At 70.9% G+C, this 25,721-nt stretch carries 28 protein-coding genes; 13 read left to right on the forward strand and 15 right to left on the reverse strand.

Annotation, left to right across the window (positions count from 1 at the left end; translation table 11 throughout):
* Positions 1-5: 5 nt before the first annotated feature.
* From ACYVF3_RS28240 to ACYVF3_RS28250, 3 genes are all read right to left on the reverse strand, one after another.
* A complete protein-coding gene (locus tag ACYVF3_RS28240; protein WP_461157308.1) occupies positions 6-659 on the reverse strand; it encodes a hypothetical protein in 654 nt (217 codons plus the stop codon).
* A 240-nt stretch (positions 660-899) separates the two neighbouring features.
* Positions 900-1,982 (reverse strand): winged helix DNA-binding domain-containing protein, encoded by a 1,083-nt coding sequence (locus tag ACYVF3_RS28245; RefSeq protein WP_461157309.1) that lies wholly within the window; start codon positions 1,980-1,982, stop codon positions 900-902.
* A 4-nt stretch (positions 1,983-1,986) separates the two neighbouring features.
* Positions 1,987-2,556: a DinB family protein gene (locus ACYVF3_RS28250; protein WP_461157310.1), complete on the reverse strand. Its 570-nt coding sequence runs from the start codon at positions 2,554-2,556 to the stop codon at positions 1,987-1,989.
* A 62-nt stretch (positions 2,557-2,618) separates the two neighbouring features.
* Between ACYVF3_RS28250 and ACYVF3_RS28255 the strand changes: the two genes are divergently transcribed.
* Entirely contained in the window at positions 2,619-3,572 is a 954-nt protein-coding gene (locus ACYVF3_RS28255; protein WP_461157311.1) for a helix-turn-helix transcriptional regulator, read from the forward strand.
* 11 nt (positions 3,573-3,583) lie between these two features.
* Here the strand turns inward: ACYVF3_RS28255 and ACYVF3_RS28260 are convergent, their stop codons facing one another.
* The 3 genes from ACYVF3_RS28260 to ACYVF3_RS28270 form a co-directional block, all read right to left on the reverse strand.
* A complete protein-coding gene (locus ACYVF3_RS28260) occupies positions 3,584-3,709 on the reverse strand; it encodes a hypothetical protein (protein ID WP_461157312.1) in 126 nt (41 codons plus the stop codon).
* Between the two features lie 203 nt (positions 3,710-3,912).
* Complete coding sequence (locus tag ACYVF3_RS28265; RefSeq protein WP_461157313.1) at positions 3,913-4,566, reverse strand: response regulator; 654 nt, start codon at positions 4,564-4,566, stop codon at positions 3,913-3,915.
* Positions 4,563-5,537: a HAMP domain-containing sensor histidine kinase gene (locus ACYVF3_RS28270; protein WP_461157314.1), complete on the reverse strand. Its 975-nt coding sequence runs from the start codon at positions 5,535-5,537 to the stop codon at positions 4,563-4,565. Before ACYVF3_RS28270 ends, ACYVF3_RS28265 begins: the two co-directional genes overlap by 4 nt.
* 132 nt (positions 5,538-5,669) lie before the next feature.
* Here ACYVF3_RS28270 and ACYVF3_RS28275 point away from each other — a divergent pair, with 132 nt between their 5' ends.
* The 3 genes from ACYVF3_RS28275 to ACYVF3_RS28285 all read left to right on the forward strand — a co-directional run bounded on the left by ACYVF3_RS28275 (position 5,670) and on the right by ACYVF3_RS28285 (position 9,313).
* On the forward strand, positions 5,670-6,788 hold the full coding sequence (locus tag ACYVF3_RS28275) for an acyltransferase family protein (RefSeq protein ID WP_461157315.1): 1,119 nt from the start codon (positions 5,670-5,672) through the stop codon (positions 6,786-6,788).
* 7 nt (positions 6,789-6,795) lie between these two features.
* On the forward strand, positions 6,796-7,818 hold the full coding sequence (locus ACYVF3_RS28280; protein WP_461157316.1) for an LLM class flavin-dependent oxidoreductase: 1,023 nt from the start codon (positions 6,796-6,798) through the stop codon (positions 7,816-7,818).
* A gap of 208 nt (positions 7,819-8,026) precedes the next feature.
* A complete protein-coding gene (locus ACYVF3_RS28285; RefSeq protein WP_461157317.1) occupies positions 8,027-9,313 on the forward strand; it encodes an SLC13 family permease in 1,287 nt (428 codons plus the stop codon).
* Between the two features lie 42 nt (positions 9,314-9,355).
* Here ACYVF3_RS28285 and ACYVF3_RS28290 read toward each other — a convergent pair whose 3' ends face one another.
* From ACYVF3_RS28290 to ACYVF3_RS28300, 3 genes are read right to left on the reverse strand one after another with little or no spacing between them, the layout of a single operon-like run.
* The gene (locus ACYVF3_RS28290; protein ID WP_461157318.1) at positions 9,356-10,150 is read right to left on the reverse strand and encodes a phosphotransferase; all 795 of its coding nucleotides are present in this window, start codon (positions 10,148-10,150) and stop codon (positions 9,356-9,358) included.
* A gap of 19 nt (positions 10,151-10,169) precedes the next feature.
* Positions 10,170-11,378, reverse strand: coding sequence for a metal-dependent hydrolase family protein (locus tag ACYVF3_RS28295; RefSeq protein WP_461157319.1), 1,209 nt, complete (start codon positions 11,376-11,378; stop codon positions 10,170-10,172).
* Between the two features lie 28 nt (positions 11,379-11,406).
* Complete coding sequence (locus ACYVF3_RS28300) at positions 11,407-12,786, reverse strand: MFS transporter (RefSeq protein ID WP_461157320.1); 1,380 nt, start codon at positions 12,784-12,786, stop codon at positions 11,407-11,409.
* 137 nt (positions 12,787-12,923) lie between these two features.
* Here ACYVF3_RS28300 and ACYVF3_RS28305 point away from each other — a divergent pair, with 137 nt between their 5' ends.
* A complete protein-coding gene (locus tag ACYVF3_RS28305; protein ID WP_461157321.1) occupies positions 12,924-13,802 on the forward strand; it encodes a MurR/RpiR family transcriptional regulator in 879 nt (292 codons plus the stop codon).
* Between the two features lie 66 nt (positions 13,803-13,868).
* On the forward strand, positions 13,869-14,480 hold the full coding sequence (locus ACYVF3_RS28310) for a dihydrofolate reductase family protein (RefSeq protein WP_461157556.1): 612 nt from the start codon (positions 13,869-13,871) through the stop codon (positions 14,478-14,480).
* Here ACYVF3_RS28310 and ACYVF3_RS28315 read toward each other — a convergent pair.
* Entirely contained in the window at positions 14,477-15,133 is a 657-nt protein-coding gene (locus ACYVF3_RS28315) for a maleylpyruvate isomerase N-terminal domain-containing protein (RefSeq protein WP_461157322.1), read from the reverse strand. The two genes, ACYVF3_RS28310 and ACYVF3_RS28315, sit on opposite strands and share 4 nt — an antisense overlap.
* A gap of 27 nt (positions 15,134-15,160) precedes the next feature.
* Entirely contained in the window at positions 15,161-15,718 is a 558-nt protein-coding gene (locus ACYVF3_RS28320) for a TetR/AcrR family transcriptional regulator C-terminal domain-containing protein (protein ID WP_461157323.1), read from the reverse strand.
* 87 nt (positions 15,719-15,805) lie between these two features.
* Between ACYVF3_RS28320 and bioB the strand changes: the two genes are divergently transcribed.
* From bioB to ACYVF3_RS28345, 5 genes are all read left to right on the forward strand, one after another.
* Positions 15,806-16,864: a biotin synthase BioB gene (gene bioB / locus ACYVF3_RS28325; protein WP_461157324.1), complete on the forward strand. Its 1,059-nt coding sequence runs from the start codon at positions 15,806-15,808 to the stop codon at positions 16,862-16,864.
* Positions 16,864-18,123, forward strand: a complete 1,260-nt coding sequence (locus tag ACYVF3_RS28330) for an adenosylmethionine--8-amino-7-oxononanoate transaminase (protein ID WP_461157325.1) — start codon at positions 16,864-16,866, stop codon at positions 18,121-18,123. The genes bioB and ACYVF3_RS28330 overlap by 1 nt, the downstream gene beginning before the upstream one ends.
* Complete coding sequence (locus ACYVF3_RS28335; RefSeq protein WP_461157326.1) at positions 18,120-19,250, forward strand: 8-amino-7-oxononanoate synthase; 1,131 nt, start codon at positions 18,120-18,122, stop codon at positions 19,248-19,250. Before ACYVF3_RS28330 ends, ACYVF3_RS28335 begins: the two co-directional genes overlap by 4 nt.
* Entirely contained in the window at positions 19,247-19,903 is a 657-nt protein-coding gene (gene bioD / locus ACYVF3_RS28340; RefSeq protein WP_461157327.1) for a dethiobiotin synthase, read from the forward strand. Before ACYVF3_RS28335 ends, bioD begins: the two co-directional genes overlap by 4 nt.
* Before the next feature lie 172 nt (positions 19,904-20,075).
* Entirely contained in the window at positions 20,076-20,774 is a 699-nt protein-coding gene (locus ACYVF3_RS28345) for an AMP-binding protein (protein ID WP_461157328.1), read from the forward strand.
* Here the strand turns inward: ACYVF3_RS28345 and ACYVF3_RS28350 are convergent.
* Both ACYVF3_RS28350 and ACYVF3_RS28355 read right to left on the reverse strand, forming a co-directional pair.
* On the reverse strand, positions 20,761-21,405 hold the full coding sequence (locus ACYVF3_RS28350; RefSeq protein WP_461157329.1) for a response regulator: 645 nt from the start codon (positions 21,403-21,405) through the stop codon (positions 20,761-20,763). The two genes, ACYVF3_RS28345 and ACYVF3_RS28350, sit on opposite strands and share 14 nt — an antisense overlap.
* Positions 21,402-22,589 (reverse strand): sensor histidine kinase, encoded by a 1,188-nt coding sequence (locus tag ACYVF3_RS28355; protein WP_461157330.1) that lies wholly within the window; start codon positions 22,587-22,589, stop codon positions 21,402-21,404. Before ACYVF3_RS28355 ends, ACYVF3_RS28350 begins: the two co-directional genes overlap by 4 nt.
* A 123-nt stretch (positions 22,590-22,712) precedes the next feature.
* Between ACYVF3_RS28355 and ACYVF3_RS28360 the strand changes: the two genes are divergently transcribed.
* Complete coding sequence (locus ACYVF3_RS28360) at positions 22,713-24,137, forward strand: cytochrome P450 (RefSeq protein WP_461157331.1); 1,425 nt, start codon at positions 22,713-22,715, stop codon at positions 24,135-24,137.
* Between the two features lie 95 nt (positions 24,138-24,232).
* The gene (locus ACYVF3_RS28365; RefSeq protein ID WP_461157332.1) at positions 24,233-24,415 is read left to right on the forward strand and encodes a hypothetical protein; all 183 of its coding nucleotides are present in this window, start codon (positions 24,233-24,235) and stop codon (positions 24,413-24,415) included.
* Between the two features lie 4 nt (positions 24,416-24,419).
* On the opposite strand, the gene ACYVF3_RS28370 is transcribed toward ACYVF3_RS28365, so the two are convergent.
* Positions 24,420-24,842 carry an acyl-CoA thioesterase gene (locus ACYVF3_RS28370; RefSeq protein WP_461157333.1) on the reverse strand — a complete coding sequence of 141 codons (423 nt, stop codon included), beginning with the start codon at positions 24,840-24,842 and terminating at the stop codon, positions 24,420-24,422.
* Between the two features lie 94 nt (positions 24,843-24,936).
* The gene (locus ACYVF3_RS28375; RefSeq protein ID WP_461157334.1) at positions 24,937-25,713 is read right to left on the reverse strand and encodes a putative hydro-lyase; all 777 of its coding nucleotides are present in this window, start codon (positions 25,711-25,713) and stop codon (positions 24,937-24,939) included.
* Between the last annotated feature and the right edge of the window lie 8 nt (positions 25,714-25,721).

Here is a 25,721-nt window from a genome sequence, read left to right on the forward strand (position 1 = left end):
CGGGGTCACTCCCCGGCGGCGACCGGCTGCGGCTTCGCAGGCTCCTCGTCCTCGACCTTGTCCTCTCCCCGGCGGCGGAAGAACTGGAACCCGGGGATGCCGGCGATCGCCCGCCGAACGTCGTAGGTGACTTCGAGGAGTTCGTGGATCTCCGGACCGACCCGGTCCAGGGTGCGCAAGATCGGCAGGATGTCGGTGAGAACGTGCTCGGTGAGCTGCGGCAGCTCGTCGACCAGGCGGATCGCCGCGTCGACCTCGGAATCGGAGAGCTCCTCGACGAACCGGTCCAGCAGCGGTGCGGCCTTCTTGGCCGTCGGCGAGTAGAGCGCGAGCAGTTCGTCGGCGTTGGCCGAGGTTCGCTGCGCCTCCACCACGGTCTTGGCGGCTTCGTCGCACACACCGCTCGCGCGTCCCACCACGGTTTCCGCCTGGGAGGAGACCTTCCCGGCGGCGGCCACGATGGGGGCCGCCGCGACGACGATCGCGCGGGCGTCCTGGACGGCCTCCTCGGCGGCCTCGACGGTTCCGTTGGCGCGCTCCGCGAGGTGCTCGACCTGGTCGACCACGGTGGTGATGCGTCCGACCAGCTTCTCCGCCTCTCCGAGGAGGCCGAGCACGCGGACCGGGGCGGTTGCCGCGGCCGTCGCCGTTTCGGTCACCAAGCCCACGGTGGACTTCGCGAGGCCTAGGACGTCAGTGGGCGTGGGTACGCGGAAAACCATGGTCTCCACTGTGCACACCGTCTGATCGAAACGCCACCACATCCCGGCCCTTCGCCTGTTGAGATCTCCCACTGGGGCGCGTTCGGGACACCAACAGTCCGCGGTAGCCGTGCCGGAGCGCGTCGGTGGCCGCGCTCCGGCTGTCGACCAGCACCGCTGCGCACCAGCCCCGAACTCCTAGGTCACCCGCGCGCGGTCGCTCTCACCCCCGGAGAGCAGCAGCGCCAGCTCACTCCCCCGCTCCAGCAGGTCCAGGCGCTGCGCACGCGAGAACGAGTGCAGCGGCGCGATGTTCACGCCCCCGTCGCGGAACTTCCAGGTGGCGGCGACACGTCCGTCCACCAGCACCACGCGCTCCCCGGCAACCGACAGGCCGCGGTGGGCGTCGTCGATGATCCGGCTGCGGTCGTCGTAGCCGAGGATGGCGTTGTCGAAGGCGGGCAGGAACAACGCGCGCACGGGCACGTCCGGGTCCGGCCGGGGTGCATCCGGTAGATCCAGCAGCTCGCGGCCGCGCTGGTCGCGGAAGGACACGAGCCGGTCACGCACCGACTTCACCGCGCCGGGCAGGCCGGCCAGTCCCGACCAGGCGCGGATGTCGGCGGTGGCGGCCGGCCCGAAGGCAGCGAGGTAGCGCAGCACCAGTTGCCGTCCGACCTCGTCGTCCGACGACTCCCGGTCGACCTCACGCCCCAGCCAGGTGGAGGCAGGCAGGTAGCGGGCGGCGCCACCGGTGCGCCACAGACCGCGCGGTGGCAGCTGCACCACGGGGATCAACGCCCCGACCACCACCTCACCCAGCGCGCGGGTGCTGCGGTCCGGCCAGCGGTGCGCGATGGCCCTCGCGAGCTCGGACTGCGAATGCGGTTCGCCCTCGGCCAGCACGTCCCGGCCCGCGGCGGCGAGCTCGTCGAGATCGATCTCCGCGAGCTCGCGCCGGTACACGCCGAGGACCCGCTGGAGCAGCATCGCCTCGTGCCGAGACCGCCAGGCCAGCAGGTCCTCGGCCGTCAGCAGGTGGATGGTGCGGCGCATCAGGTGGGTCCGCACCACTCGCCGTCGCGTCAGCAGCTCGGAGAGCTCGGCTGGATCGAACACGCGCAGCCGGGCCCAGAGTCCGACGAACGGTTCCTGCGGTTCCTGCGCCTGCAGGCCGCACAGGTGCCTGATGGCGTCGTGCGGTGCGAGATCCGCGGGTTCCAGCAGGAGCTGCCGGGCAAGCGTCGCGCGGTTGAGCGCGCGTTCGTCGAGAACGGTCATGCGGTCAGGTGGTCTTCTGGCCGTCGATGGTCTCGCGGATGATGTCCGCGTGCCCGGCGTGCTGGGCGGTTTCGGAGATCACGTGCAGCAGCACGCGCCGCGCGCTGAGCTCCGTGCCCGGTTCGTTCCACGGAGCATCGGGAACCGGGTGCGTGATCAGCAGGTCGGGCAGTTCGGTGACGATCTGCTCGGTGCGCGCGGCGACCTGCTCGTAGTGCGCGACGATCCCGTCGAGGGTGTCGCCGGGGAGCATCTGGAACTCCTCGGTCCGATCGATGATCCACTGCGGGTACTCGCGGGCCGTGCCCGCCTCGATGTCATCCCAGGTGACACCGTCCGGCAGTGCGAAGGTCATCGCTGAAGGACCTTCCAGCACGAACCTCAGCCACGAGTTCTCGGTGTTGGCGACGTGCTTGACGATCCCGCCTAGGCACAGCGCGCTGGCGGTCGGGCGCTGGCCCAGCTGCTCGTCGCTGAGCCCCCGCACGCTGGTGAGCAGCTGGCCGCGCAGGGTGGCGAGCTCGGTGAGCAGGTCGCGCTTCTCGACGTCGAGTGCGTTATCGGTGATGGGCATGGAAGAAGGATGGCACCGGTAGCGGTCAGGAGCTGTCCGCTACCGCGGGCAGTATGGAGTTCATGCGGAAGACCTCTGCCCGGCTGCTGGCCATGCTGTCGCTGCTCCAGGCACGGCGCGATTGGCCCGGATCCTTGCTGGCCGAGCGCTTGGAGGTCAGCGACCGCACGGTCCGGCGCGACGTCGACCGTCTGCGCGAGCTCGGCTACCCGATCTCGACGGTCAAAGGCCCGGACGGCGGCTACCGGCTGGAAGCGGGCAGCGACCTGCCTCCGCTGCTGTTCGACGACGAGCAGGCGGTCGCGCTGGCCATCGCGCTGCGCATCGCCACCACCGCCGGCGCGGGCATCGAGGAGAACGCCGCTCGTGCGCTGACCACGGTTCGCCAGGTGATGCCGTCACGACTGCGGCACCGCATCGACGCGGTTCAGGTCACGGCCGTCGAGCGCAGCTCGGCCCAGCGGGTGGGCAGCGACGTCCTGATGACGCTGAGCGGCGCGGTGCACGCGCGCGAAGAACTCCGGTTCGGCTACGCCGGTTCGGCCGACCCGCGCCGGGTGCAGCCGCACCACCTGATCACCTGGGGCGGCCGCTGGTACCTCATCGCCTGGGACCTGGACCGCGATGACTGGCGCACCTTCCGCGCCGACCGGATCACCCCGCGCGTCCCGACCGGCCCGCGCTTCACCCGGCGGGAACTTCCCTGCGGGGATGCGGCCACCTTCATCCGCAACAGGTTCCAAGGCGCGGAGAACTGGCCCTGCCGAGGCGAGGTCATCCTCGACCTGCCCGCCGCGACGGTCTCCCGCTACACCTACGACGGCGTGGTCGAAGAACTCACCGACGGCCGCTGCAAGCTCGTCTCGGGATCGTGGTCCTGGCGAGCGCTCGCAGCAGAGATCGGGAAGTACGACGCGGACGTGGAAGTGATCGGACCGCCGGAACTCAGATCGGCCTGCGCCCAACTCGCCGACCGCTACGCCAGAGCAGCTGCTGGCGAACCGAAATCGTTGTGAGGAAGGCTATTTCAACCTTCCCGACGAGTCGCCTTGGCGGCCTCGGCGTACGGGTGCACCGCCGCTCGCCCCGCGGCCGCGCTGAAGCGGTAGGCCAGCAGGAAGTAGATCGCCAGTATCTTCGGTCGAGTGGTCACGATTCCTGAACTCCTTCTGTCATGCGGTTTTCCACGTTCGGTAGTACCGCATGATCATGGAACCTCGACGAGGCCGGGGGCGTTTTGTCGGTGTTTAACCCGGATGAGCTATCCGCGTTGACCACTTCAGAGCGACGCAGCTCGACCTTTCGCCACCGAAAGTCCTTTCATGAACAAAATTCCCGAATTTCCGAGTCCGGCGCTCACGGTTCGATGAGGCCGGCCCTGATCGCGTAGCGGGTGAGTTCCAGCCGGTCCTTCATGCCCAGCTTCGCCATGAGGTTGGAGCGGTGCCGCTCGACCGTCTTGATGCTGATCACCAGCAGGTCCGCGATCTCCTTGGAGGAATGCCCCTCGGCCACGAGCTTCAGGATTTCCTCCTCCCGATCGGTGATGGCGCGCTCCGGAACGGCCTCGCCCTGACCCGCGCGGTCGAGGTAGCTGCGGATCAGCGAGGTAACCGCGCCCGGGTACAGGAACGGTTCGCCGCGCACCGCCGCGCGGCAGGCTTCCACCAGGTCGCGGTCGGCGACGGACTTGAGCACGTAGCCGGAGGCCCCCGACTTGAGCGCCTCGAAGAGGTACTGCTCGTTGTCGTACATCGTCAGAATCAGGATGCGCAGGTCCGGCAGCAGCCTGGTGAGCTGGCGGGCCGCCTGCAACCCGGTCATCCGGGGCATCGCGATGTCGAGGATCGCCAGGTCGGGTTGCTCGACGTGGGCGAGCTCGACCGCTTCGGCACCGTCACCGGCCTCGGCGACGACCGACAGATCGGGTTCGTTGTCCAGGATGAGTCGTACCCCACGGCGGACGAGCACGTGATCGTCGGCGAGCAGGATGCGCGTCGTGCTCCTCATCGCTCGCTCCCGCTCGTGATCGGCACGTCGAGCCGGACTTCCGTTCCGCCTTCCGGGCCGGGCTCGACCGCGAGAGCGGCGCCGGCCAGCAGCGCGCGCTCGCGCATGCCGCGGATGCCCGCGCCCTCCGGGGCGTCGCCGATGCCGACGCCGTCGTCGCGCACCCGCAACCGGACCTTCGCGGCGTCGGAGCGCACCAGCACGTTGATGCGCGTCGCGCCCGCGTGGCGGACGGCGTTGGTGATGCTCTCCTGCGCGACCCGGTAGATCACGAGCTCCACCTCCTCCCCCAGCTCCGGCAGCTCGCCCTCGATCCGGCACCCGGTGGACACGCCGTGCCCCTCACCCGCCAGAGACTTGAGCGCGCTGGCCAGACCGAGGTCCTCCAGCACCCCGGGGCGCAGCCGCCGCGCGATGCGACGGATCTCGTCGAGGCTGTCGCGGGTGGTCTCCTGCACGTCGTGCAACACCGCGGAGACGGCCTCCGGGGCGTCGTCGGCGACCCTGCGCAGCTCGAGCAGCACCGCGGTCAGGCTCTGCCCGACCTCGTCGTGGAGCTCGCGGGCGATGCGGCGCCGCTCCGCCTCCTGAGCCGACAGCGCCCGGGCGTTGCTGGTCGCGCGCTCGAACTCCAGCCGGTCCAGCATCGAGTTGAACGCCATGATCAGGTCCGCTATCCCGCCGTGCCCGGACACCGGCGGACGCATCCCCGGCCGCAGCAGGTCGATGGTGGTCATCGCCCGGGTCAGCCGCCGCAGCGGCAGGAACCCGATGCGCAGCAGCACCGCGTTGGCGACGAGCATCGCGCCGAGTCCCGCGACCAGGATCAGACCCTCCGCGGGCAGCACAGGCGTGGACACCGTCGCAGGGCTGAGCACCAGCAACGCCGTGGCGCCCGTGAGCACGGCGGCGTTGAGCAGGAACACCCGCCAGAACAACGACACGTCCAGCACCTCCTCCTCAGCGCTCATTCGACCACCGCCGGTGAGTCGAACACCCATACGGGTCGTGCGCACCAAAAATGGGTGTCAGCCCCGATGGCGAGAAGTCGCCCGCATGGGTGAGGCTTGTTCGGGAACTGACGCAGAGGAAGAGCAACAAGGGTGACGACAGCCGGACCCGGCGGTACGAAGAAGAGCCGCCGGAAGATCAGCTGGGATCTTGTTCGTGCCGGTTGCGTGGTGCTGGTGATGCTCTATCACTCCACGAGTCTGAGCGTCTTCCTCCACCCGGAGCTTGAGCCGCGGACCTTCACGTTCCCGTACCAGGTCGGAGCGAGCCTGCTGCTCGTCGTCTCCGCCTACTTCGTGTGCGTGACGATCCGCCGCGGGACCATGCTGCGCTACTGGTGGGGCCGGGTTGCCCGGCTCCTGCCGTCGTTCCTGGCGGCGGTGCTGATCAGCTACTCGGTGCTGCGGGCGTTCCCGATCGAAGGCTATTTCTACCCGCTTCCCGAGGACCTGCGGGCCAACCTCCTGATGCTGTGGCACTGGAAGCCCCAGTTCTACCTGTTCATCGACGGGTCGCACTGGACCGTGCCACTGCAGCTGATGGGTTTCACCGTCGCCGCCCTGCTCTACCGGAGCTGGTTGGGACACGGCCGCCGGATCCTGATCGTGCTGTGGACCGCGGTGCTGCTGCCGGTGGCGCAGTGGCCACTTCGAGTCGCCGACCCGGTCGACGAGACCTACCGGACCGTGGTCGACGGGCTGGGAATGCACCGCTGGCACCTGTTCGTGGCGGGTGTGGTGATCTGGCTCTGGTCGGTGAAGCGGCTGAGCACCCCGCACTTCGCCGCCCTGCTGGGGCTCTGCATGGCCGCGCAGGAGCTGCACAACTACACCCGCACGCCCGAGGGCCTGCTGGGCGACACCGGTTCGTCGATCGGCGTGGCCATCGGCATGTGCGTCATCGCCCTGGTCGCGCGCAGCCCCGACATGACGATGCCGCAGCCCGCCAGGCGCGCGATCAGCTGGTTCGCCGGCATCTCCTACGGCACGTTCCTGATGCACCAGGGCATCGGCTACATCGTCCTCCGCAAGCTGCAGGACGCGGGCGCCGACACCGTCACCCAGACCCTGGCGATGCTCGTGACCGGCACGCTCCTGGGCTGGATGCTCACCCGCGTGGTCGAACAACCGGCGCACAAGTTCCTGATGAAGCCGTTCGACCGGAGCCGGCCGGATGCGAACCGGGAAACAAAACCGGTCGGCCCGCGTTGAACCTGATGTGAAAAAGATCGGTTTCCTGTCGTTCGGGCACTGGTCGGCCTCGCCGCACTCGCAGACCCGCTCGGCCTCGGACGCGCTGCACCAGGCGATCGACCTCTCCGTCGCCGCGGAGGAGCTCGGCGCCGACGGCGCGTACTTCCGCGTGCACCACTTCGCCCGGCAGCACGGGTCACCGTTCCCGCTGCTGGCGGCGATCGGCGCCCGGACCAGCCGGATCGAGATCGGCACCGGCGTGATCGACATGCGTTACGAGAACCCCCTCTACATGGCCGAGGACGCCGGCGCCGCCGACCTCATCTCCGACGGCAGGCTGCAGCTCGGCATCAGCCGCGGTTCACCGGAGCAGGTCATCGACGGCTGGCGCTACTTCGGCCACCAGCCACCGGAGGGCCAGACCGATGCGGACATGGCCCGCACCCACACCGAGGTGCTGCTCCAGGTGCTCAAAGGCGAGGGCTTCGCGCAGCCCAACCCGCGGCCGATGTTCCCCAACCCACCCGGGCTGCTGCGCGTCGAGCCGCACGCGCCGGGCCTGCGCGATCGCATCTGGTGGGGATCGAGCTCCAACGCGACGGCCAGGTGGGCGGCGAAGCTGGGGATGAACCTGCAGAGCTCGACGCTCAAGGACGACGAGAGCGGCGAACCTCTGCACGTCCAGCAGCGCAAGCAGATCGAGGAGTTCCGCGAGGCGTGGCGCGCGGAGGGGCACGAGGGCGAGCCCAGGGTTTCGGTCAGCCGGAGCATCTTCGCCATCGTCAACGACCTCGACGACATGTACTTCGGCGACGACGACAACACCGAGGACAAGATCGGCCACATCGACGCCACCACCCGGGCGATCTTCGGCCGCTCCTACGCGGCGGAGCCGAACGTGCTGGTCAAGCAGCTGGCCGAGGACGAGGCGATCGCCGCGGCCGACACCCTCCTGCTCACGGTCCCCAACCAGTTGGGCGTGGAGTACAACGCTCACGTCATCGACAGCGTCCTCCGGCACGTGGCCCCGGAGCTCGGCTGGCGCTGACGGTGCCGCTCCGGTGCTCGTACCGAGGTCCGCCCACGCACTCGGCGTGAGGACCCACAACCGCCGCCCCAGAACTGGCTGAGCCAGTTGACCAGTTCGGTCTTGACTTCGCGCGTCGTTTCACGGAAAGTGGCTGAGCCAGTGAGCCACTGTGCCGCGCACCACACCCCCGTCGTGGTGCGCGGGCCGCGCAGGCAAGGAGGCAAAGGTGCCGCCCGAAGTCATATCGATCCTGGTGCTGGTCGCCGCGTTCGTCATCGCCACGACGCTGTCGGTGAACATGGGCGTGCTGTGCTTCGCAGCCGCGTTCCTGGTGGCGACCGTGTTCGGCGGGCTGTCCGAAGACGACATCTTCGACGGCTTCCCCGGAGACCTGTTCGTGGTCCTGGTGGGCGTGACGTTCCTGTTCGCGATCGCCCGGGCGAACGGCACGACCGACTGGGTCGTACAGCGCGCGGTGCGGCTGGTGGGTGGCCGGATCGCGTTGATCCCGTGGGTCATGTTCGGCATCGGCGCGGCGCTGACCGCCATCGGCGCGGTGAGCCCGGCCGCCGTGGCGATCGTCGCCCCGATCGCGCTGAACCTCGCCGCGCAGTACCGGATCAACCCGCTGCTCATGGGCGCGATGGTCGTGCACGGCACGCAAGCCGGTGGGTTCTCCCCGATCAGCATCTACGGCAGCATCGTGAACGAGGTCGTGGCCAACAGCGGACTGCCCGGCAGTCCGATGGTGCTGTTCCTGGGCAGTTTCGCGGCCAACGCGGTGATCGCCGGTGTGGTGTTCGTGGTGTTCGGCGGCGTGCGGCTGCGCCGGGCCTCCGAGGACAAGCAACTCGTCACGACCGGCTCCGGCGGGGTCGCGGAGACCTCCGACGACGAGCCCGCCGAGGAGCTGCGGCTCAACCGCGACCGGGCGCTGACCCTCACCGGCCTCGCCGTGCTGGTCGTCACCACGCTCGGATTCGGGCTGGACGTCGGACTGGTGGCGATGAGCGTCGCCGTGGTGCTCAGCGTCCTGTCGCCGAAGGCCGGCAAGGCCGCGCCCGGTGAGGTCGCCTGGCCGACAGTTCTGCTCATCTGCGGTGTCCTCACCTACGTCGGCGTGCTGGAGAAGATGGGCACGATCGACTACGTGGGGCATTCGGTGGCGGGCATCGGTGTTCCGCTGCTCGCGGCTCTGCTGCTCTGCTACATCGGCGCGATCGTGTCCGCATTCGCCTCGTCGGTGGGCATCATGGGTGCGCTCATCCCGCTCGCGGTGCCGTTCCTGCAGACCGGCAGCGTCGGCCCGATCGGCATGATCACCGCGTTCGCGGTGGCCGCGACGGTGGTCGACGTGAGCCCCTTCTCCACCAACGGCGCCATCGTGCTGGCCAACGCCAAGGACGTCGACAAGGAAGCCTTCTTCCGGAAGCTCCTGATCTACGGCGGTGTCATCGTCGCAGCGGCACCGCTGGCGATGTGGGTCCTGCTGGTGCTACCGGGCTTCGGCTGACCCCCGGCCGCGGCGGTTCCGCATGCACCGACCCGGAGCTCCTCAGTCCGCGAGGTACCAGAGCAGGCGGTAGTAGGCCGTGCGGTCCGGGTCCGGGGAGATGCCGTAGGCGTCGAGCAGCGGTTCTTCCCAGCCCGGGCCGTAGTTCCAGCGGGTCGCCAGCGTGGCGATGGCGAGGTCGGCCCAGCGGTCGGCCACGCCGAGCGCCCCGAGGTCGACGTGCCCGGCGAACCGGCCGTCCTCACCGATGAGCGTGTTGGGGGCGCAGGCATCGCCGTGGCAGACGACCGCGCGGTCCACGGGCGGGGCGTCGGCTAGGACGGCGAGCGCGTCGTCGACGTCCATGCGCGGCAGCTCGGGCGGCCAGTCCGCCGGGTCGATCCGGCCCGCGGCCGCCCGTCGGCGGGCGACGGTCGTCCTGACGTCGGCGGACCAGTCGAAGGGGCAGTCCGCCGTCGGCGCCGTCTCGTGGAGTGCGCGCAGCCCGGAACCGATCGCGCGCACCGCCGTTCGCGGCTCGGCGATCCACCGGTCGTCCACCGCGGAGAGCCCCGGCAGCCCGACGGTCACCATCCACTCCCCGGCGCTGTCCGCCCCGTGGTCGAGCACGCGAGGAACCGCGGCGTACTTCGCCGCCCAGCGAAGCCTTTCCACCTCGGGGGACAACGAGAATCCCGGTGGCGACCACTTCACGAACCGCACCTCGACCCCGGAGTCGATGCGGAACGTCAGGCCGCCGAGTTCGTTCTCCCACACCGCCTGAGCCGGGCTGTCGCCGGCGATCTCGCGGACGATGCGCGGTGGTTCCACCGGTTCTCGTGGTGCTGCTGCGATCACAACGCCATTGTCCACGCCGTCAGACCAGCTGACCGCCCTGAACGACGTGGCGGATGCGCTCGGGTTCGGCGAGCGCGGCGATGTCGGTGACGGGGTCGCCGTCGACGACCAGGACGTCGGCCGCCGCTCCGACGCGCAGCGTGCCGATCTCACCTGTCATGCCGAGCAGCTCGGCCGCGACGCTGGTCGCGGAGCGGATGACCTCCAGAGGCGGCTGGACCTCGCTGCGGATCCGGAACTCCTCGTTCTGGTGGCGGTGCATCCCGCCGAGCAGGTCCGTGCCGTAGGCGATGTTCACCCCGCCGCGGTGCGCGGTCTCCAACGCCTGCAACCCCGCACCCAGCACCTCGTCGACCTTGCGCCAGCTGTCCTCGGGCAGCCCGAACTCCCGCCCTTCGGTCTTGAGCGCCCAGTAGGTGACCAGCGTGGGGACCAGGAACGCGTCGTGCTCGCGGAACTCGGCCACCGTGGACTCGTCGATGAGGTTCCCGTGCTCGATGGAGCGGACCCCGGCGCGCAGCGACCTGCTGACCGAGCGCGCCGTGTAGGCGTGCGCCGCGACATAGCGGTTGGCGGCCTCGGCTTCCTGCACCACGGCGCGCAATTCGTCCATCGAGTACTGGGTGGAGTCGATGCGGTCGGTGGGTGAGGCGACCCCTCCCCCGGCCATCACCTTGAGGTGGTGGGCGCCCTTGCGCAGCTCGTCGCGGGCGGCGGCCCGCACCGCGTCGACGCCGTCGGCGATCCGCCCGAGCCCGGCGCAGCACTGGTGCCCGTCGTGCATCCGGGTACCGCGCGGGCGGCTGTCACCGTGACCTCCTGTCTGGCTCAGCGCCTTTCCGCAGAAGGCGAGCCGCGGCCCGCGAACGAGCCCTTCGGCCTGCGCGTCGGCGAGCCCGAAGTCCGCGCCGGAGGCGTCGCGGACTGTGGTGAAGCCGCGGTCGAGCATCCCACCCATGATCCGGGCGGCGTGCGCGGCGGCGTAGGACGGCGACCAGCTGGTCAACGCGCCCAGGTCCGCGGTGGCGGCGGTGACGTGCACGTGCGCGTCGATGAGTCCGGGCAGCACCGTCGCGCCGGCGAGATCGACGGTCCGCGCACCGTCCGGGGCCTTCAGCCCGCGCCCGGTCTCCACGATGCGACCGTCGGCGCACAGCAGGTCACCTTCGGCCTGCTCACCGGTCTCGACGTCGAGCAGCGCGCCGGATCGCAGCAGCAGAGCGGTCATGTTCTCGGTTCCTCCACTTCGGACCACCTCATCGCGAAGCAGTCCTCGTCCCTTCGGTTTCGGTGAGGTCCTCCAGCGAGCGTCCAGCCGTGGACAGCCCGAACAGCAGCGTGCACGCCACACCGACCGCGAGCACAGCGGTGGTGAGGCCGAAAACCCCCGCGAAGCCCAGCGTCGCGGCGGAGACGCCGATCACCGACGGTGCGATGATGCTTCCGACGCGGCCGAACGCGCTGGACAGCCCGGTTCCGGACGCGCGGATCCAGGTCGGGAAGACCTCCGGGGTGTAGGAGTAGACGGCCGCGTAGGTGCCGTTGAGGAAGAACGAGAGCACCGCCGCCGCGACGGTGATCAGCACCGGATCGGTCATCTGGCTCATCCAGAACGCGCTGCCGGCCGCTCCGGCGAGGTAGAGGGCGATGGTGTTCTTGCGATCGAGGAACTCGCCCAGCCAGGCGGCTGAGAAGTACCCCGGCACCTGCGCGAGGTAGATGATGATCGAGAACTCGAAGCTCTTGGTGACCGTGATCCCCTGCTGCACCAGCAACGTCGGGATCCAGGTGAAGAACCCGTAGTAGGAGAAGGTGATCACGAACCAGATCAGCCAGGTGATCGCGGTGCGCCTGGCCATGGACCCGCTCCACAGGTACTTCAGCGCCGAGAGCAGTCCGATCTTGCGCGCCTCCACCGGCTTGTCCACCACCGCTTCCGGGATCGGCGGGAGCGGTTTCCGGGTCGCGGCCCGCACCTTCTCCTCCAGGCCGACCACGACCCGTTCCGCTTCCGCGTTGCGGCCGTGGGCCAGCAGGTACCGGGGTGATTCGGGGAGCGAGCGGCGCCACCACAGCAGCATCACGATCGGCGCGGCGGTGATCACCTGCGCCCAGCGCCAGCCTTCGGGAACCGGTTGCACCACGAACCGGCCGAGCAGCGCGGCGGCGACGAAGCCGAAGGAGAAGAACCCCGCGAGGGCACCCACGAACCAGCCTCGCCGGGCAGCGGGCACGAACTCGGACAGGAACGGCGCGATGATCGCGCTCTCGGCACCCGCGCCGAACCCCGCCAGCACCCGGGCGCCCAGGAAGATCTCGTAGTTCGGCGACAACGCGCCGATCACCGAGAAGACCGCGTAGACGGCCAGGGCCCACATCATGACCTGGCGGCGACCGATTCGGTCCCCGAGCAGGCCGGCGCAGGTCGCCCCGAACAGGAATCCGAAGGGCGTGGCCGAGCCGATCAGGCCGAGCTGGGCGTTGGTCAGCCCCCACGCGTCCTGCACGCTGGGCAGCAGGAACGCCACCACGGCGGAGTCCATGCCGTCGAAGGTGTAGCCGAGCCCACCGAGCAGCAGCAGGACGTAGTGCGGTCGGCTGAGAGGTAACCGGTCGAGTCGGGCCAGCAGGGACACGAGGTGCCTCCAGACGGATCGCAGCGCCGAGCGAAGTGTCGAGCAACATATAGTGCAGTTGTGACGAACTGCAATGCCTGTTGCGGAATTGCGGATCGTTAAGCTGTGGACCCGCCAGCCGGACCACGAGGAGCCCGATGACCTCCACACGCTCCGAACCCGACGGGTTCGAGGCCTGGTTGCGGGGACGCGTGCCCGAACGCGGTTTGCGCAGCAAGGGCGCTTCGGTGCTGCAGGTGCTGCTCACCCGGCCCCGGCGGGTGTCCTACAGCTCGGCCGCCGAGACCGCCGAGCTCGCCGGGGTCAACGTCGCCACGGTCAGCCGGACCGCTCAATCCCTGGGGTTCTCCGGCTGGTCCGACCTTCAGCAGGAGCTGCGGGCCCGCTACCTCTCGTCGCTCAGCGCTCCCGAGGTCGCCGCCGCGCAGCACACCGAGGGCGAGCTGGGCGGCGCCTCGTTGCGCCGCGACCTGGACTCGCTGGCGCTGCTCAACCGGCGGCTCGACGAGCAGGTGATCCGCACCATCGCGGAGGCGATCGCGGGCGCCCGACGGGTCGTGATCGTGGCCAACGGCAGCTACTACTCGGTGGGGTCCGCGCTGGGGCACAACGTGCAGCTCGCCGGCTACGAGGCGACCGTCGTGCACGACGACGCCGAGCTGGCCAACGCGATGTCCCGGACCGATCCGGGTGACGTACTGATCGCGATCAGCTTCTGGCGGCTGTACCAGAGCACGGTCACCGCGGCGGAGGAAGCGCACGCCCGGGGCGCGCGGGTCTTCGCGCTCACCGACGCGGCCAGTCCCGCGCTGACGGCCGCGTCCGAGGAGGTCGTGCTGATCCCCGCGGAAGGCGTCGCGTTCTTCCCCTCGCTGGCTCCCGGTCTGGCCGTGGCTCAGGCCATCGCGGCCCAGCTCTCCGCCGTGGATCCCGAACGCACCCGTCGCTCGATCGAGGCGGCGGAGACGCAGTGGTCGCGCTTCCGCCTCCTGCACCGCCGGCCCCGCCACGGCTGAGCACCGATGAGTTCGCTCGCCGCGAGCAGTCCAACCCGATGACGACTACGGGGAAGGACGACGATGATGAAGCTGAGCGTGACCACGTTCCTGTCCGTTGACGGCGTGATGCAGGGGCCCGGCGGCCCGGACGAGGACCGCACCGGTGGCTTCGAGCGCGGCGGCTGGCTGGCGCCGCTGTTCGACGACGAGACCGGCCAGTTCATGGACAGGACGTTCCAGCGGGTCGACGCCTTCCTCCTCGGACGGCGCACCTACGACATCTTCGCGGCCTACTGGCCGAAGGTGGACGATCCCGACAACCCGATCGCCACGAAGCTCAACTCCCTGCCGAAGTACGTGCCCTCCACGACACTGGTGGACCCGGAGTGGGCGGGCACCACGGTGCTCACCGGCGACGTGGCGGCAGCGGTCCGCGACCTCAAGGCAGGCTCGGGCGGCGAGCTCCAGGTGCACGGCAGCGCCACCCTCGTGCGCTTCCTGCTGGCCAACGACCTCGTCGACGAGCTCACGCTCATCACCTTCCCGGTGATCGTCGGCCAGGGCATGCGGCTGTTCGCCGACCAGGGCTCCGACGTCGAACTCAGCCTCACCGAGAACCGCACGACGTCGAAGGGCGTGACGATCCGGACCTACCGCGCCGCGGGCCGTCCGGACTACGGCACGGTCGGCGACTAACCCAGCGAGACGGGTGCGTTGACCCGATTCCGGACCAGCGCTGCCCGCTCGGCTTCCGCCGGGGCGCGCCTGCCGGTGCCCACCAGCAGCGCGTCGACGTCGGAGAAGGAATCCGGGAACGCCCCGCCGACGATCTCGCCCAGGGCCGCTCGCGATGCGGCGAGCGAGTCGGCGGGCGGGCCCGGAACGTGGGGCAGATGCGCGATCAGGTCGAGGTGGTGCAGGGTCCACTCCACGACGTAGGCGTCGAGGTAGTCGCCGACCTCGATGACCTCGTCCTTGGTACCCACCCGCCCTCGCGGGTCGGCGCTCTGCGCGGCGCGACCGGCCGCCGAGCCGACGTCGTCCAGGTGGAACTTCAGCAGACGCGAGTCCTGGTAGGCCGCGGCCAGCCGGACGGTCAGCGCGTCCAGCGGATCATCGCCGGACGGAGGCGTTCTCGAAATCTCCCAGTAGGTGATCGCGTCCCGGGTCGGCTCGGCGTCCGACGGCGTGGCTAGCGTGATCAGGACGTCCTGCGCATCGATGATCAGGTGGCAGACCAGGTCGCGGACCAGCCAGCCTCGGCACCCGGACGGCCGCAGCAGGTCGTCGTCGGAAAGACCTGCCACGACCGAGCGCAACGAATCCCACGACGCGTTGAAGGACCCCATCCCGTCACGGTAGCGGCCGAACGACGCTCAGCCCGCCGATGCCCGTGCTCTGAGACCGTCGAGGAGCAGCTCCAGGCTCTGCTCGAAATCACTCTCACCGCCGGGGTTCCGGTCGATGGCACCGGCGCTGGCCGCCTGCATCGCCGTCTGCTCCTCGACGGTGTGGCCGAAGACCAGGTGCAGGATCGCGCGGGTGCCCACGTCCACCAGCTCAGCGGGCAGCCCGCCGTCGCTCAGCGCCGAGCGCAACGATGCCGCGGGCTCCCGCGCACCGAGCCCGAAGGTGTGGGCGGTGACGACGACCTCGGCGCCGTCGCGGTAGGCCAGCATGGCGTCGCGCAGCTCGGCGCAGACCTCGATCACCCGGCGGTCCCAGCGCTCGGCGCGCCGGGGCCGGGCACCTCGCTGGAGGATCTCGTCGGCCACGGCCGCCAGCAGGGATTGCTTGTTGGGGACGTGGTGGTAGAGCGCGCTGGCCTGCACGCCGAGCTCGGAGGCGAGGCGGCGCATGGTGAGCGATTCCAGCCCGTACTCGTCGAGCACCGTGATGGCCCGAGCCACGACATCGCTGCGGTGGTAGCGCACTGAACCTCCAATTGACCGGCTGCCTCTCCCAGTCTAGCCTGAACGGCGTTCAGGTGAACACTGTTCAGGTCGACTCCGGGAGATGGCATGGGCTCCACCTTCGATCAGCTCGCCGACGCGGTCCTCGCCGGGACCCCGGCCACCGCCGACGACGCGCTCGCCGCGCTGCGCGCCGACGACGCCGAGTTGATGTCACTCGTGGCGGCGGCGGGCAGGCTGCGTCGCGCGCACTTCGGCAACACCGTCAAGGTCAACTACCTGGTGAACCTGAAATCGGGTTTGTGCCCGGAGAACTGCAACTACTGCTCGCAAGCCCTGGGATCCAGCGCGCCGATCCTGAAGTACTCGTGGCTGTCCAAGGACGAGACGCTGCGGCAAGCGGGAGCCGGTCTCCAGGGCGGCGCGAGCCGGGTGTGCATGGTCTCGTCCGGCCGCGGGCCGTCCCACCGCGACATCGACAAGGTCACCGAGATGGTCGGGGCGCTGAAGTCCGAGCACCCGGACGTCGAGGTGTGCGCCTGCCTGGGCCTGCTGTCCGATGGCCAGGCCGAGCGGCTCAAGGACGCCGGCGTGGACGCCTACAACCACAACATCAACACGGCCGAGAGCAACCACGACAACATCGTCCAGACCCACACCTACGGCGACCGCGTGGACACCGTGACCAAGGCGAAGACCGCGGGCCTGTCGCCGTGCTCGGGCCTCATCGCGGGCTTGGGCGAGACCGACGAGCAGCTGGTCGAGGCGCTGTTCGCGCTCAAGGAACTCGAATCGGACTCGATCCCGGTGAACTTCCTGATGCCCTTCGACGGCACCCCGTTCGAGAACACCTGGGAGCTCTCCCCCGTGCGTTGCCTGAAGATCCTGGCCACGGCGCGGCTGGTCTGCCCGGACCGGGAGATCCGGATCGCCGGGGGCCGCGAGATGCACCTGCGCTCCTTGCAGCCGACCGCGCTGCAGGTCGCCAACTCGATCTTCCTCGGCGACTACCTCACCTCCGAGGGCCAGGAGGCCGAAGCGGACCTGGCGATGATCCGGGACAGCGGATTCGTCGTGCTGGGTTCCGACGAGGAGCTCGCGCAGCGGCCCGCCGACCCCGCGATCCGCCGCCGGGGAGCGGGAACCGACGTCCTGCCCAACGCGTGATGAGCGCACCGGACCTGCTCGCCTTCGACCGCGAGCACCTGTGGCACCCCTACACGTCGATGCACGATCCGGCGCCGACGCGGCTGGTCACCGGTGCTTCCGGGAGCCGGATCACCCTCGACGGCGTCGGCGAGGTCGTCGACGGGATGGCGTCGTGGTGGTCGGCGATCCACGGCTACCGCCACCCCGTGCTCGACGACGCCCTCCGCAGGCAGGCCGACGAGTTCTCGCACGTGATGTTCGGCGGCCTGACCCACCAGCCCGCGGTCGAACTGGCCAGGCGGCTGGTCGAGCTCACCCCGGAGGGACTCGACCGGGTGTTCCTGGCCGACTCCGGCTCGGTCAGCGTCGAGGTCGCGATGAAGATGGCGCTGCAGTACCAGCGCGGCGCGGGCCTCCCCCAGCGCACGCGGTTCCTCACCGTCCGCGGCGGCTATCACGGCGACACCTTCGACTGCATGAGCGTGTGCGATCCCGAGGGCGGCATGCACTCGATGTGGTCGGGCGTCCTGCCGGAGCAGGTCTTCGGCGAGCGACCACCCGGCCTCGGCGGCGACGTCGAGGCGTGGGCAGCCGGTTTCCGGGAGCTGGCCGCGGAGCACGCGGGATCCGTGGCAGGCCTGATCGTGGAGCCGCTGCTGCAGGGCGCCGGCGGGATGCACCCCTACCCGGCGGAGTGCCTGCGGGTGTTCCGGGAGGTCGCCGACGAGCACGGGCTGGTGCTGGTGTTCGACGAGATCGCCACCGGTTTCGGCCGCACCGGAACGCTTTTCGCCTCGGAGGCTGGCGGGGTGAGCCCGGACGTGCTGTGCCTGGGCAAGGCGCTGACCGGCGGCTACCTGACGCTGGCGGCGACGCTGTGCACCGCCGAGGTGGCGCGCGGGATCTCCAGCAGCGATTCGGGCGTGCTCATGCACGGTCCGACGTTCATGGGCAACCCGCTGGCCTGCGCGGTCGCCTCCGCGAGCCTCGACCTGCTGGCCACCGGCCGGTGGGAGGACGACGTCCGGCGGATCAACACCGGGCTGCAGGCGCTGCACGACATCGACGCGGCCGAGGTCCGGGTTCTCGGGGCCGTCGGCGTGGTTCGGCTCGATCAGCCCGTGGACGTGGCCAAGGCGAGCGACGCGGCGCTGCGGGCAGGGGCCTGGCTCCGCCCGTTCCGGGACCTCATCTACACGATGCCGCCGTACGTGTGCACCGACGAGGACGTGGCGACGCTGTGCGCGGGCATCGCCGCCGCGGTGGAGGCCGGATGAGCTGGGACGCGTGGCTTGCCGAGCAGCGGGACTCGCGGGAGGGCGCGGGGTTGCAGCGAACGTTGCGCCCGCGCTCGGCGGACGAGCAGGTCGTGGACCTCGCGAGCAACGACTACCTGGGGTTGAGCGCACATCCGGACGTCCGCCGGGCCGCGTCCGCAGCGGCGTTGTCGTGGGGCGCGGGGTCGGGTGCGTCTCGGCTGGTCACCGGGACGACGACGTTGCACGCCGAGCTGGAGGCCGAGATCGCCGACTTCACCGGGCGCGACTCGGCGCTGGTGATGTCCACCGGGTATCACGCGAACCTGTCCGCGGTGACCGCGCTGGCCGACCGCAACGCCCTCGTCGTCTCCGACGCGCACGTGCACGCGTCGCTGATCGACGCGGCCCGGTTGTCGCGGGCGACGGTAGAAGTGGTGCCGCACAACGACGTCGACGCCGTGCGGGCCGTGCTCGCCGATGCCGGGGAACGACGGGCGATCGTGCTGACCGAGTCGGTGTTCTCGGTGCTGGGCGACGCGGCCCCGCTCCCCCGGCTCGCCGAGGTCTGCGCCGACCACGGCGCGTTGCTCCTGGTAGACGAGGCGCACGGACTCGGGGTCGTCGGCGGCGGCGGGCGGGGGCTCGTGGCCGGTCTCGGCGAGGCGTCGCAGGTCGTCATGACGGCGACGTTGTCGAAGTCGCTCGGTGCGATGGGCGGTGCGGTGCTCGGGTCCGCCGCGGTGATCGACCACCTCGTCAACCGCGCACGACCGTTCATCTTCGACACCGCGCTGGCCCCGGCTCCCGCCGCGGGCGCGCTGGCCGCCCTGCGCGAGTTGCGCGAGCGGCCCGAGCTGCCGGGCGTCATCCACCAACGCGCCGCGCAGCTCGCCGACCGACTCGGGATCGACCGCGCGGCGGGCGCAGTGCTGTCGGTGCCGATGCCGTCCCCGCAGGTGGCGCTCACCGCGCAGGCCGCCGCGCGGGACGAGGGCGTGCGGGTCGGGTGCTTCCGGCCGCCGTCGGTGCCCGACGGCCTCGCCCGGTTGCGGATCACCACCCAGGCCGGGATCTGCGACGCCGACTGGGCGCGCGCGGTCGAGGTGCTGGCGGGCGTCGTCGAGCAGCACCGGGAGGACCCGTGATCACCTTCGTGACCGGTACCGACACCGGCGTCGGCAAGACGGTCGCCACAGCCGCTCTCGCGGTCCACCTCGGACCGGACGTGGTGGTGGCCAAGCCGACGCAGACCGGCGCGGACGAACCCGACGTCGAGGTGGTCCGCGGCCTGGCGGGCTGCGAGGTCGTCCAGTTCACCCACCTCGCGGACCCGCTCGCACCGGACACCGCCGCCCGGCTGCGGGAGGTCGAGATCCCCGGGATCGACGCCCACGAGTCCCGCGTCCGCGAGCTCGCCGAGCACCACGGCACGGTGATCGTCGAGGGCGCGGGCGGTGCGCTGGTCCGCCTCGACACCGCCGGCGGCACGCTGCCCGATCTCGCCGCCGCTCTCGCCCGCGACCACGAGGTCCGCGTTCTGGTCGTCACGCGGGTCGGGCTGGGCACGCTCAACCACACCGAGCTCACCGTCGAGGCGCTGCGCTCACGAGGCGTGCAACCGACCGGACTCGTGCTCGGTTCCGTGCCCGAGGAGCTCGACCTCGCCGCGCGGTGCAACCTCGCCGAGCTCCCCCGCATCACCGGCGTGCCGGTCCTCGCGGCGCTGCCCGAGGGCTCGGGCGCGCTGCCTCCCCAGGAGTTCCGGGCCCGGGCCGCCTCCTGGTTCCGACCGCGCTGACGGGGGTGCGCAGCGCCTTTTCGCCTCGTCGAAAACCCGTTGCCGACTCATCGCGTGCGTCGGCACGGTGTGGTCGGCCACACCCGGGGTTCTGGGGGTGGCGCCGAGACTTCTCCCGACGTCCGGCGCAGTCCCGGGTGTGGCCTGCGGACACCGAATTCGTGGGGGGCGCATGGTGCTCGACGGGGCTCGTCTGCGAGCCGACCAGCAGCGGCGACGAGCCCGTGACGCCTACTCGTGGTTCGTACGCTCCGCGCAGCGGTGTCCCGGCGGCGTCGCGCTGGAATCCGCCGGGCAGCGCGTCACCTACGCCGAGCTGCGGGACCAGGCGGAACGACTGAGCGCGGTGCTGGTCGAGCTCCGTCCCCGGCGAGTCGGACTGCTGGCAGGCCCCTCGCCGGAGGCCTGCGCGGGCCTCCTCGCGGTCCTGCGGGCCGGAGCGGCCGCCGTACCGCTCGATCCCGACGCCCCCGCCTCGCACGTGCGCGCCATCATCCGCGCCACCCGCCTCGACGCGCTCATCACCGATCGGGAGAACGCGGACACCGGGTTCGGCGTACCGGAATACCTCGCGGGCGTCGACGGAGCCGACCCGGCATCGAGGCCGCCGGCACCGTCGCTCCCCGGCAGCGATGCCTGCATCCTGTTCACCCGGGTGTCAGCCGAACGGCTCCGCGGTGTCCCGATCTCGCACGGCGACCTCGCGGATTCGCTCGACCAGGCCGTCGACGACGGGGAGCGAGTTCCAGTCGGCCTCGGCCGCGTCTCCTCGCTCACCGCGATGTTCCGGACCTGGGCACGCGGCGGAACGCTGGTCGTGCAGCACCCGGTCGCGCCCGCCGGACCCGGAGTGCGCACTACCTCGGCGTGACGAGGCGGTGATCGAAGGCGTAGACGATGGCGGCGGCTCGGTCCCGCAGGCCGAGCTTGACGAAGATGTGGCCGACGTGGCTCTTCACCGTCACCTCGGAAATGCCCAGTTCCGCGGCGATCTCGGTGTTGGACCGGCCTCCGCCGATGAGCACCAGGACGTCGTGCTCGCGAGCGGTCAGCTGGTCGACAGCGGCGGGCGGGGCCGGGGACGTCGCGCGGTAGGCGTTGAGCACGCGTCCGGTGACCGCCGGGTCCAGGCACGCCTCCCCGGCCGCGAGCGAGCGGACCCCGCGGATGACCTCCTCGGCGGGCGAGTCCTTGAGCAGGAAGCCGCTGGCACCCGCGCGCAACGCACCGGAGAGCAGCTGGTCGTCGTCGAAGGTGGTCAGCACCAGCACCGGCGGCGGATCGGCGGCCTGCTGCAGCTCGCGAGTCGCCTCGATGCCGTCCACGTGCTTCATCCGCAGGTCCATCACGACCACGTCGGGCCGGTGCTCGGCGACGCCCGAGGCGACCTCGCCGCCGTCCGCGCACTCCCCGACCACCGCGAAACCGTCCTTGCGGCGCAGGATCCGGCGCAGTCCCGAGCGGACGAGCTCCTGGTCGTCGACGAGCAGCACCTTGATCATCGCGCCTCCCCCGGTGTCGACAGCGTCTCCTGCGCTTCGGCCGCGAAATCCACGCGCACCACCCATTCGCCGCCCTCGGGACCGGCGTCCAGGCGACCGCCGAGCAGCTCGGCGCGCTGGCGCATCCCGGCGATGCCGTTGCCCGCCTCGACCGCCGCGACGGCGCTCGGCAGCTCATTGCGCACGGTCAGGCTCACCCCGTCGTCGACGACCAGCCGCACCAGCGCAGTGGAGCCCGGCGAGTGCTTCACGACGTTGGCCAGGGCTTCGCGGGCGATCCGGTAGAGCGCGAGACCCGTTGCGGCGGAGACGGACCGGGAGTCTCCCTCCACCCGGTAGGTCACCGCCACACCTGCGCGCACGACGTCGGTGACCAGTTCCTCGATGTCGTCGATCCCCGGCTCCGGACGGACTTTCGACGGCTCGGAGTCCAGGAGCCCCACGGTGCGGCGGATGTCGGCGACGGCCTGGCGACCGAGGCGCTCGGCGTCGGTGAGCGCCTCGACGGCGTCGTCGACGTCGCGGTCCTCCTGCAACGCGCGCCTCGCCCCGGTGAGGTGCAGCAGCGTGATGCTCAAGGAGTGGGCCACGACGTCGTGCACCTCGCGGGCGATGCGTCGGCGCTCGTCGTCGGCGGCCTGGGCCGCCCGCTCGGCCTGGGTCTCGCTCTCCTGCTGGAACAGCCGCAGCTGGGTCTTGATGATGAATCCCGTCGCCCAGCCCAGCGCGACCGCCACCAGGTAGAACGGCAGGCCGTAGCCGAGGTGCCCGACCACGGACGCCACCGTCGGGATCAGCGCGGCCAGCGCCGCGAGCGTCAGGCTGACCCGCCCGGAGGTCACGGCCGCGCACTCGGCGAGCATGACCACCAGGATCAGCGGTGCGAGGTCGTTGACCACCGGGTGCAGGAGCAGGATCGTGGTGCCCACCATCGCGCACCCGGCCACGCCGATCGGCCTCTCGCCGTTCCGGACGGGGAGCCCGGCCAGCAGGTACACCACGGGCAGGATCGCCAGCAGACCGCCGACCAGGGTCCAGTCCGCGACGTCCGCGGCCAGCCGTTGCGCCACGACCACCACCGACACCACCACCAGGCAGGCGTGCCCGGGCAGCACGACGGCGGGCGGGTAGCCGAACGGCAGCGCCGCCGCCCTGCCGTTCGCGTAGCGGATCAGACCTCGCATCCGGGCTAGCCTAGAACGCCGCTCGCTCTCGCCGGAACGATCGCGGGCTCCTCCTCAGGTAGGAGACGCGACCGGGCCCGCAGCACGATGTGCCCGCCGTCACTCGTCGATAGCGTCGTGGTCATGACGACCTCCACCGCAGCTTCCACGAGCGAGCACGGGCGCCACTGGTGGGAGGGCGCGACGCCGACAGGCTCCCGGGAGTTCGAGCCGTCGCCCGCCGGACCGACCGACGAGGTCGGCGCGCCGCCGCCGCTGCACGGTTCCGGACCGCTGCTGCAGACCGTGCGGTTCGCTCGCGACCAGGGGCGCGCGCTGTTCGACGGGGTCCGGCGGCACGGGGACGTCTTCCGCATCGACACGCTGCTGGAGAAGCGGCCGCTGGTCGTCACCTCGCACCCGGATCACGTGAAGTCGCTGTTCACGGCGGGTCCGTCGCTGGCGCCGAGCACGGCCGGGCAGTCGCAGCTGCGGCCGATCGTCGGCGAGTCGGTGCTGACCGTGACCGGCGCCCGGCACCGCAGGCAGCGCAAGCTTCTGATGCCGCCGTTCCACGGGAAGGCGATCGCCCGCTACCGCGAGCAGATCCTGGAGGCCACCACCCGCGAGATCGACGGGTGGCAGACCGGGTCCCGGATCCGGCTCGCCGACGCGGCACAGCAGGTCACGCTGGAAGTGATCATGTCCGGGGTGTTCGGCATCGACTACCGCTCCGGTGAGTCCGAGCAGCTGCTGCGCAAGCGCATCCGGCAGATGCTGGCGCTGTCGGTGAGCCCGCTCGCGCGGGTCAGCGAGCTCGTGGCGATGCGCAGGTCGCAACCGGTGGGGCTGCAGAAGTGGGGCCTGGCGCACCTCGACCGCGCGATCCTGGCGGTGATCGCCGAGCGCCGCGCGGCGCACGTCCCCGGCGAGCGGCACGACATCCTGTCGCTGCTGCTCGACGCCCGCGACGACGACGGTGCGGCGCTCACCGACGCGGAACTGCGCAACGAACTGCTGACGCTGGTGCTCGCGGGCCACGAGACGACCGCGAACTCCATCGGCTGGGCGTTCGAGCGGTTGGTGCGGCACCCCGATGCCTACGGCAGGCTGCGGGACGCCGCCCGCGCCGACGACGACGGCGGCTACGTCGACGCCACGATTCACGAGGCCATGCGGGTGCGGCCGGTGATCCCGGTGCTGGGCAGGCGGGTGATGGCGAACTGGCGGTTCGGCGATTCGGTCGTGCCCGAGGGGACGCGGGTGCTGATCGGCGTGCTCCCGCTGCACCACCGCGCGGACGTCTACGCCGACCCGTTCCGCTTCGACCCGGATCGGTTCGTCGGCGTGAAACCCGGTTCCAGCACGTGGATCCCGTTCGGCGGCGGCGACCGGCGCTGCCTCGGTGCCACCTTGGCGATGGAGGAGATGCGCATCCTCACCCGCGAGATCGCCCGCCGGGCCGACCTCAGCGCGCTCGCGTCCTCCCCCGAGCGGCCGGTGCACCGCAACGTCACGATGATCCCCGGCAGGGGTGGCGCGGTGGAGATCTGCTCGGTGGCGCCGTGATCTCTCACGTGGCGTGCGCAACTTCCGGCTAATCCCCGGCATCCCGGTGACGATCAACGGAGTGGGAGAACAGCCCGCCGATCGGAAGCCGAACCATGAGCGCTGACGCGAAGACCCGCACCGTGCTGGAGAACCTGGCCCCGCTCCTCGAGCGCGCCGAGCCCTACGACGACTGGCGCCGGCTGGAAGGCATCGCCGCGTCCGCGGCCCGCCGCGTGCTGGCCTGCGAACTCCCGGGCCGGCGCACGACCGCCGAGCGCGAGACCGCCGCGCACTGAGGAGTCAGGCGCCGGGAGCCAGCGCTTCGGCGTCGAAGCCGACGGCTTCCAGCTCGCTCTTGGGGTCGGCGACGAGCTTGCGGGCGTCGAGGTCCATGAGACCCAGCACGCAGGTGATGTCGGCCGAGATCGTGCCGTCGGCCTTGGTGATCACCGTGTCGAGGTGGAAGGACTTGCCGGAACCGAACTTCGCCTCGCAGGAGGCCTCGACGTGCTCGTTGGCGCGCAGCTCGCGCCGGAAGTTCACGGTGGTGCTCAGCAGGACCGGCGCCAGGCGTTGGGCGACCAGCCCGTGCCAGTCGCACCCGGCCGCCTGGAAACCCGCGACCCGCGCCACCTCGCCGTACTGGTGGTACACGGCGTGGTTGACGTGGCCGAGAGCGTCGAGCTCGTAGCTGCGGACCTGGAGCGGAACACGAAAAGTCACCCGTCCACCGTAAGCAGCGGTCGCGGCGCGAGCGTCGCAATCATGACGAGGATCGCACCAGGTCCGGACCGGCTCCGCGGCCTCCGCCGCGGGTTCAGGGGACCTGGTAGTCGCTGTCCCGGGCGTCGGTGATGGCCATGTGGCCGGGGGCGTGGCCGATCGCGAACGGCGGCTTGGAGTGCATCACCGCGGCTTGCGGCGTGACCCCGCAGGCCCAGAAGACCGGGATCTCGCCGGGCCGGATCTCCACGGCCTCGCCGAAGTCGGGGCGGGCGAGGTCGGCGATGCCCAGCTCCTCCGGTGCGCCGATGTGCACCGGGGCGCCGTGCACGGCCGGGTACCGCGAGGTGATGCGCACGGCGGCGGCGACGAGGTCGGCGGGGACGGGCCGCATCGAGACCACCAGCGGGCCGGACAGCCGCCCGGCGGGGCGACACTGCCGCGAGGTCCGGTACATCGGGACGTTGCCGCCGGTCTCGATGTGCCGCACGGGAACGCCCGCTTCCAGCAGCGCGGCTTCGAAGGTGAAGCTGCAGCCGACGAGGAAGCTGACCAGATCGTCCCGCCACAGGTCGGCGACCTCGGCGCGTTCCTCCACCAGTTCGCCGTCCCGGTAGACGGTGTAGGCGGGCAAGTCGGTGCGCAGGTCGCCGCGGAACAGCGACGCGCTGGTCTCCCCCGGCTCGGTCACGTCCAGCACCGGGCACGACTTCGGGTTGCGCTGCGCGAACAGCAGGAAGTCGTAGGCGTGCTCGCGGGGCAGCGAGATCAGGTTCGCCTGAGTCCACCCGGCGCTGAATCCCGAGGTCGGAGCGCGCAGACCGCCGCGGAACGCGGCCCGGGCCTCTTCGGGTGACATGTCCTTCGACATCGTGGCCT

Source organism: Saccharopolyspora tripterygii, assembly GCF_054778355.1.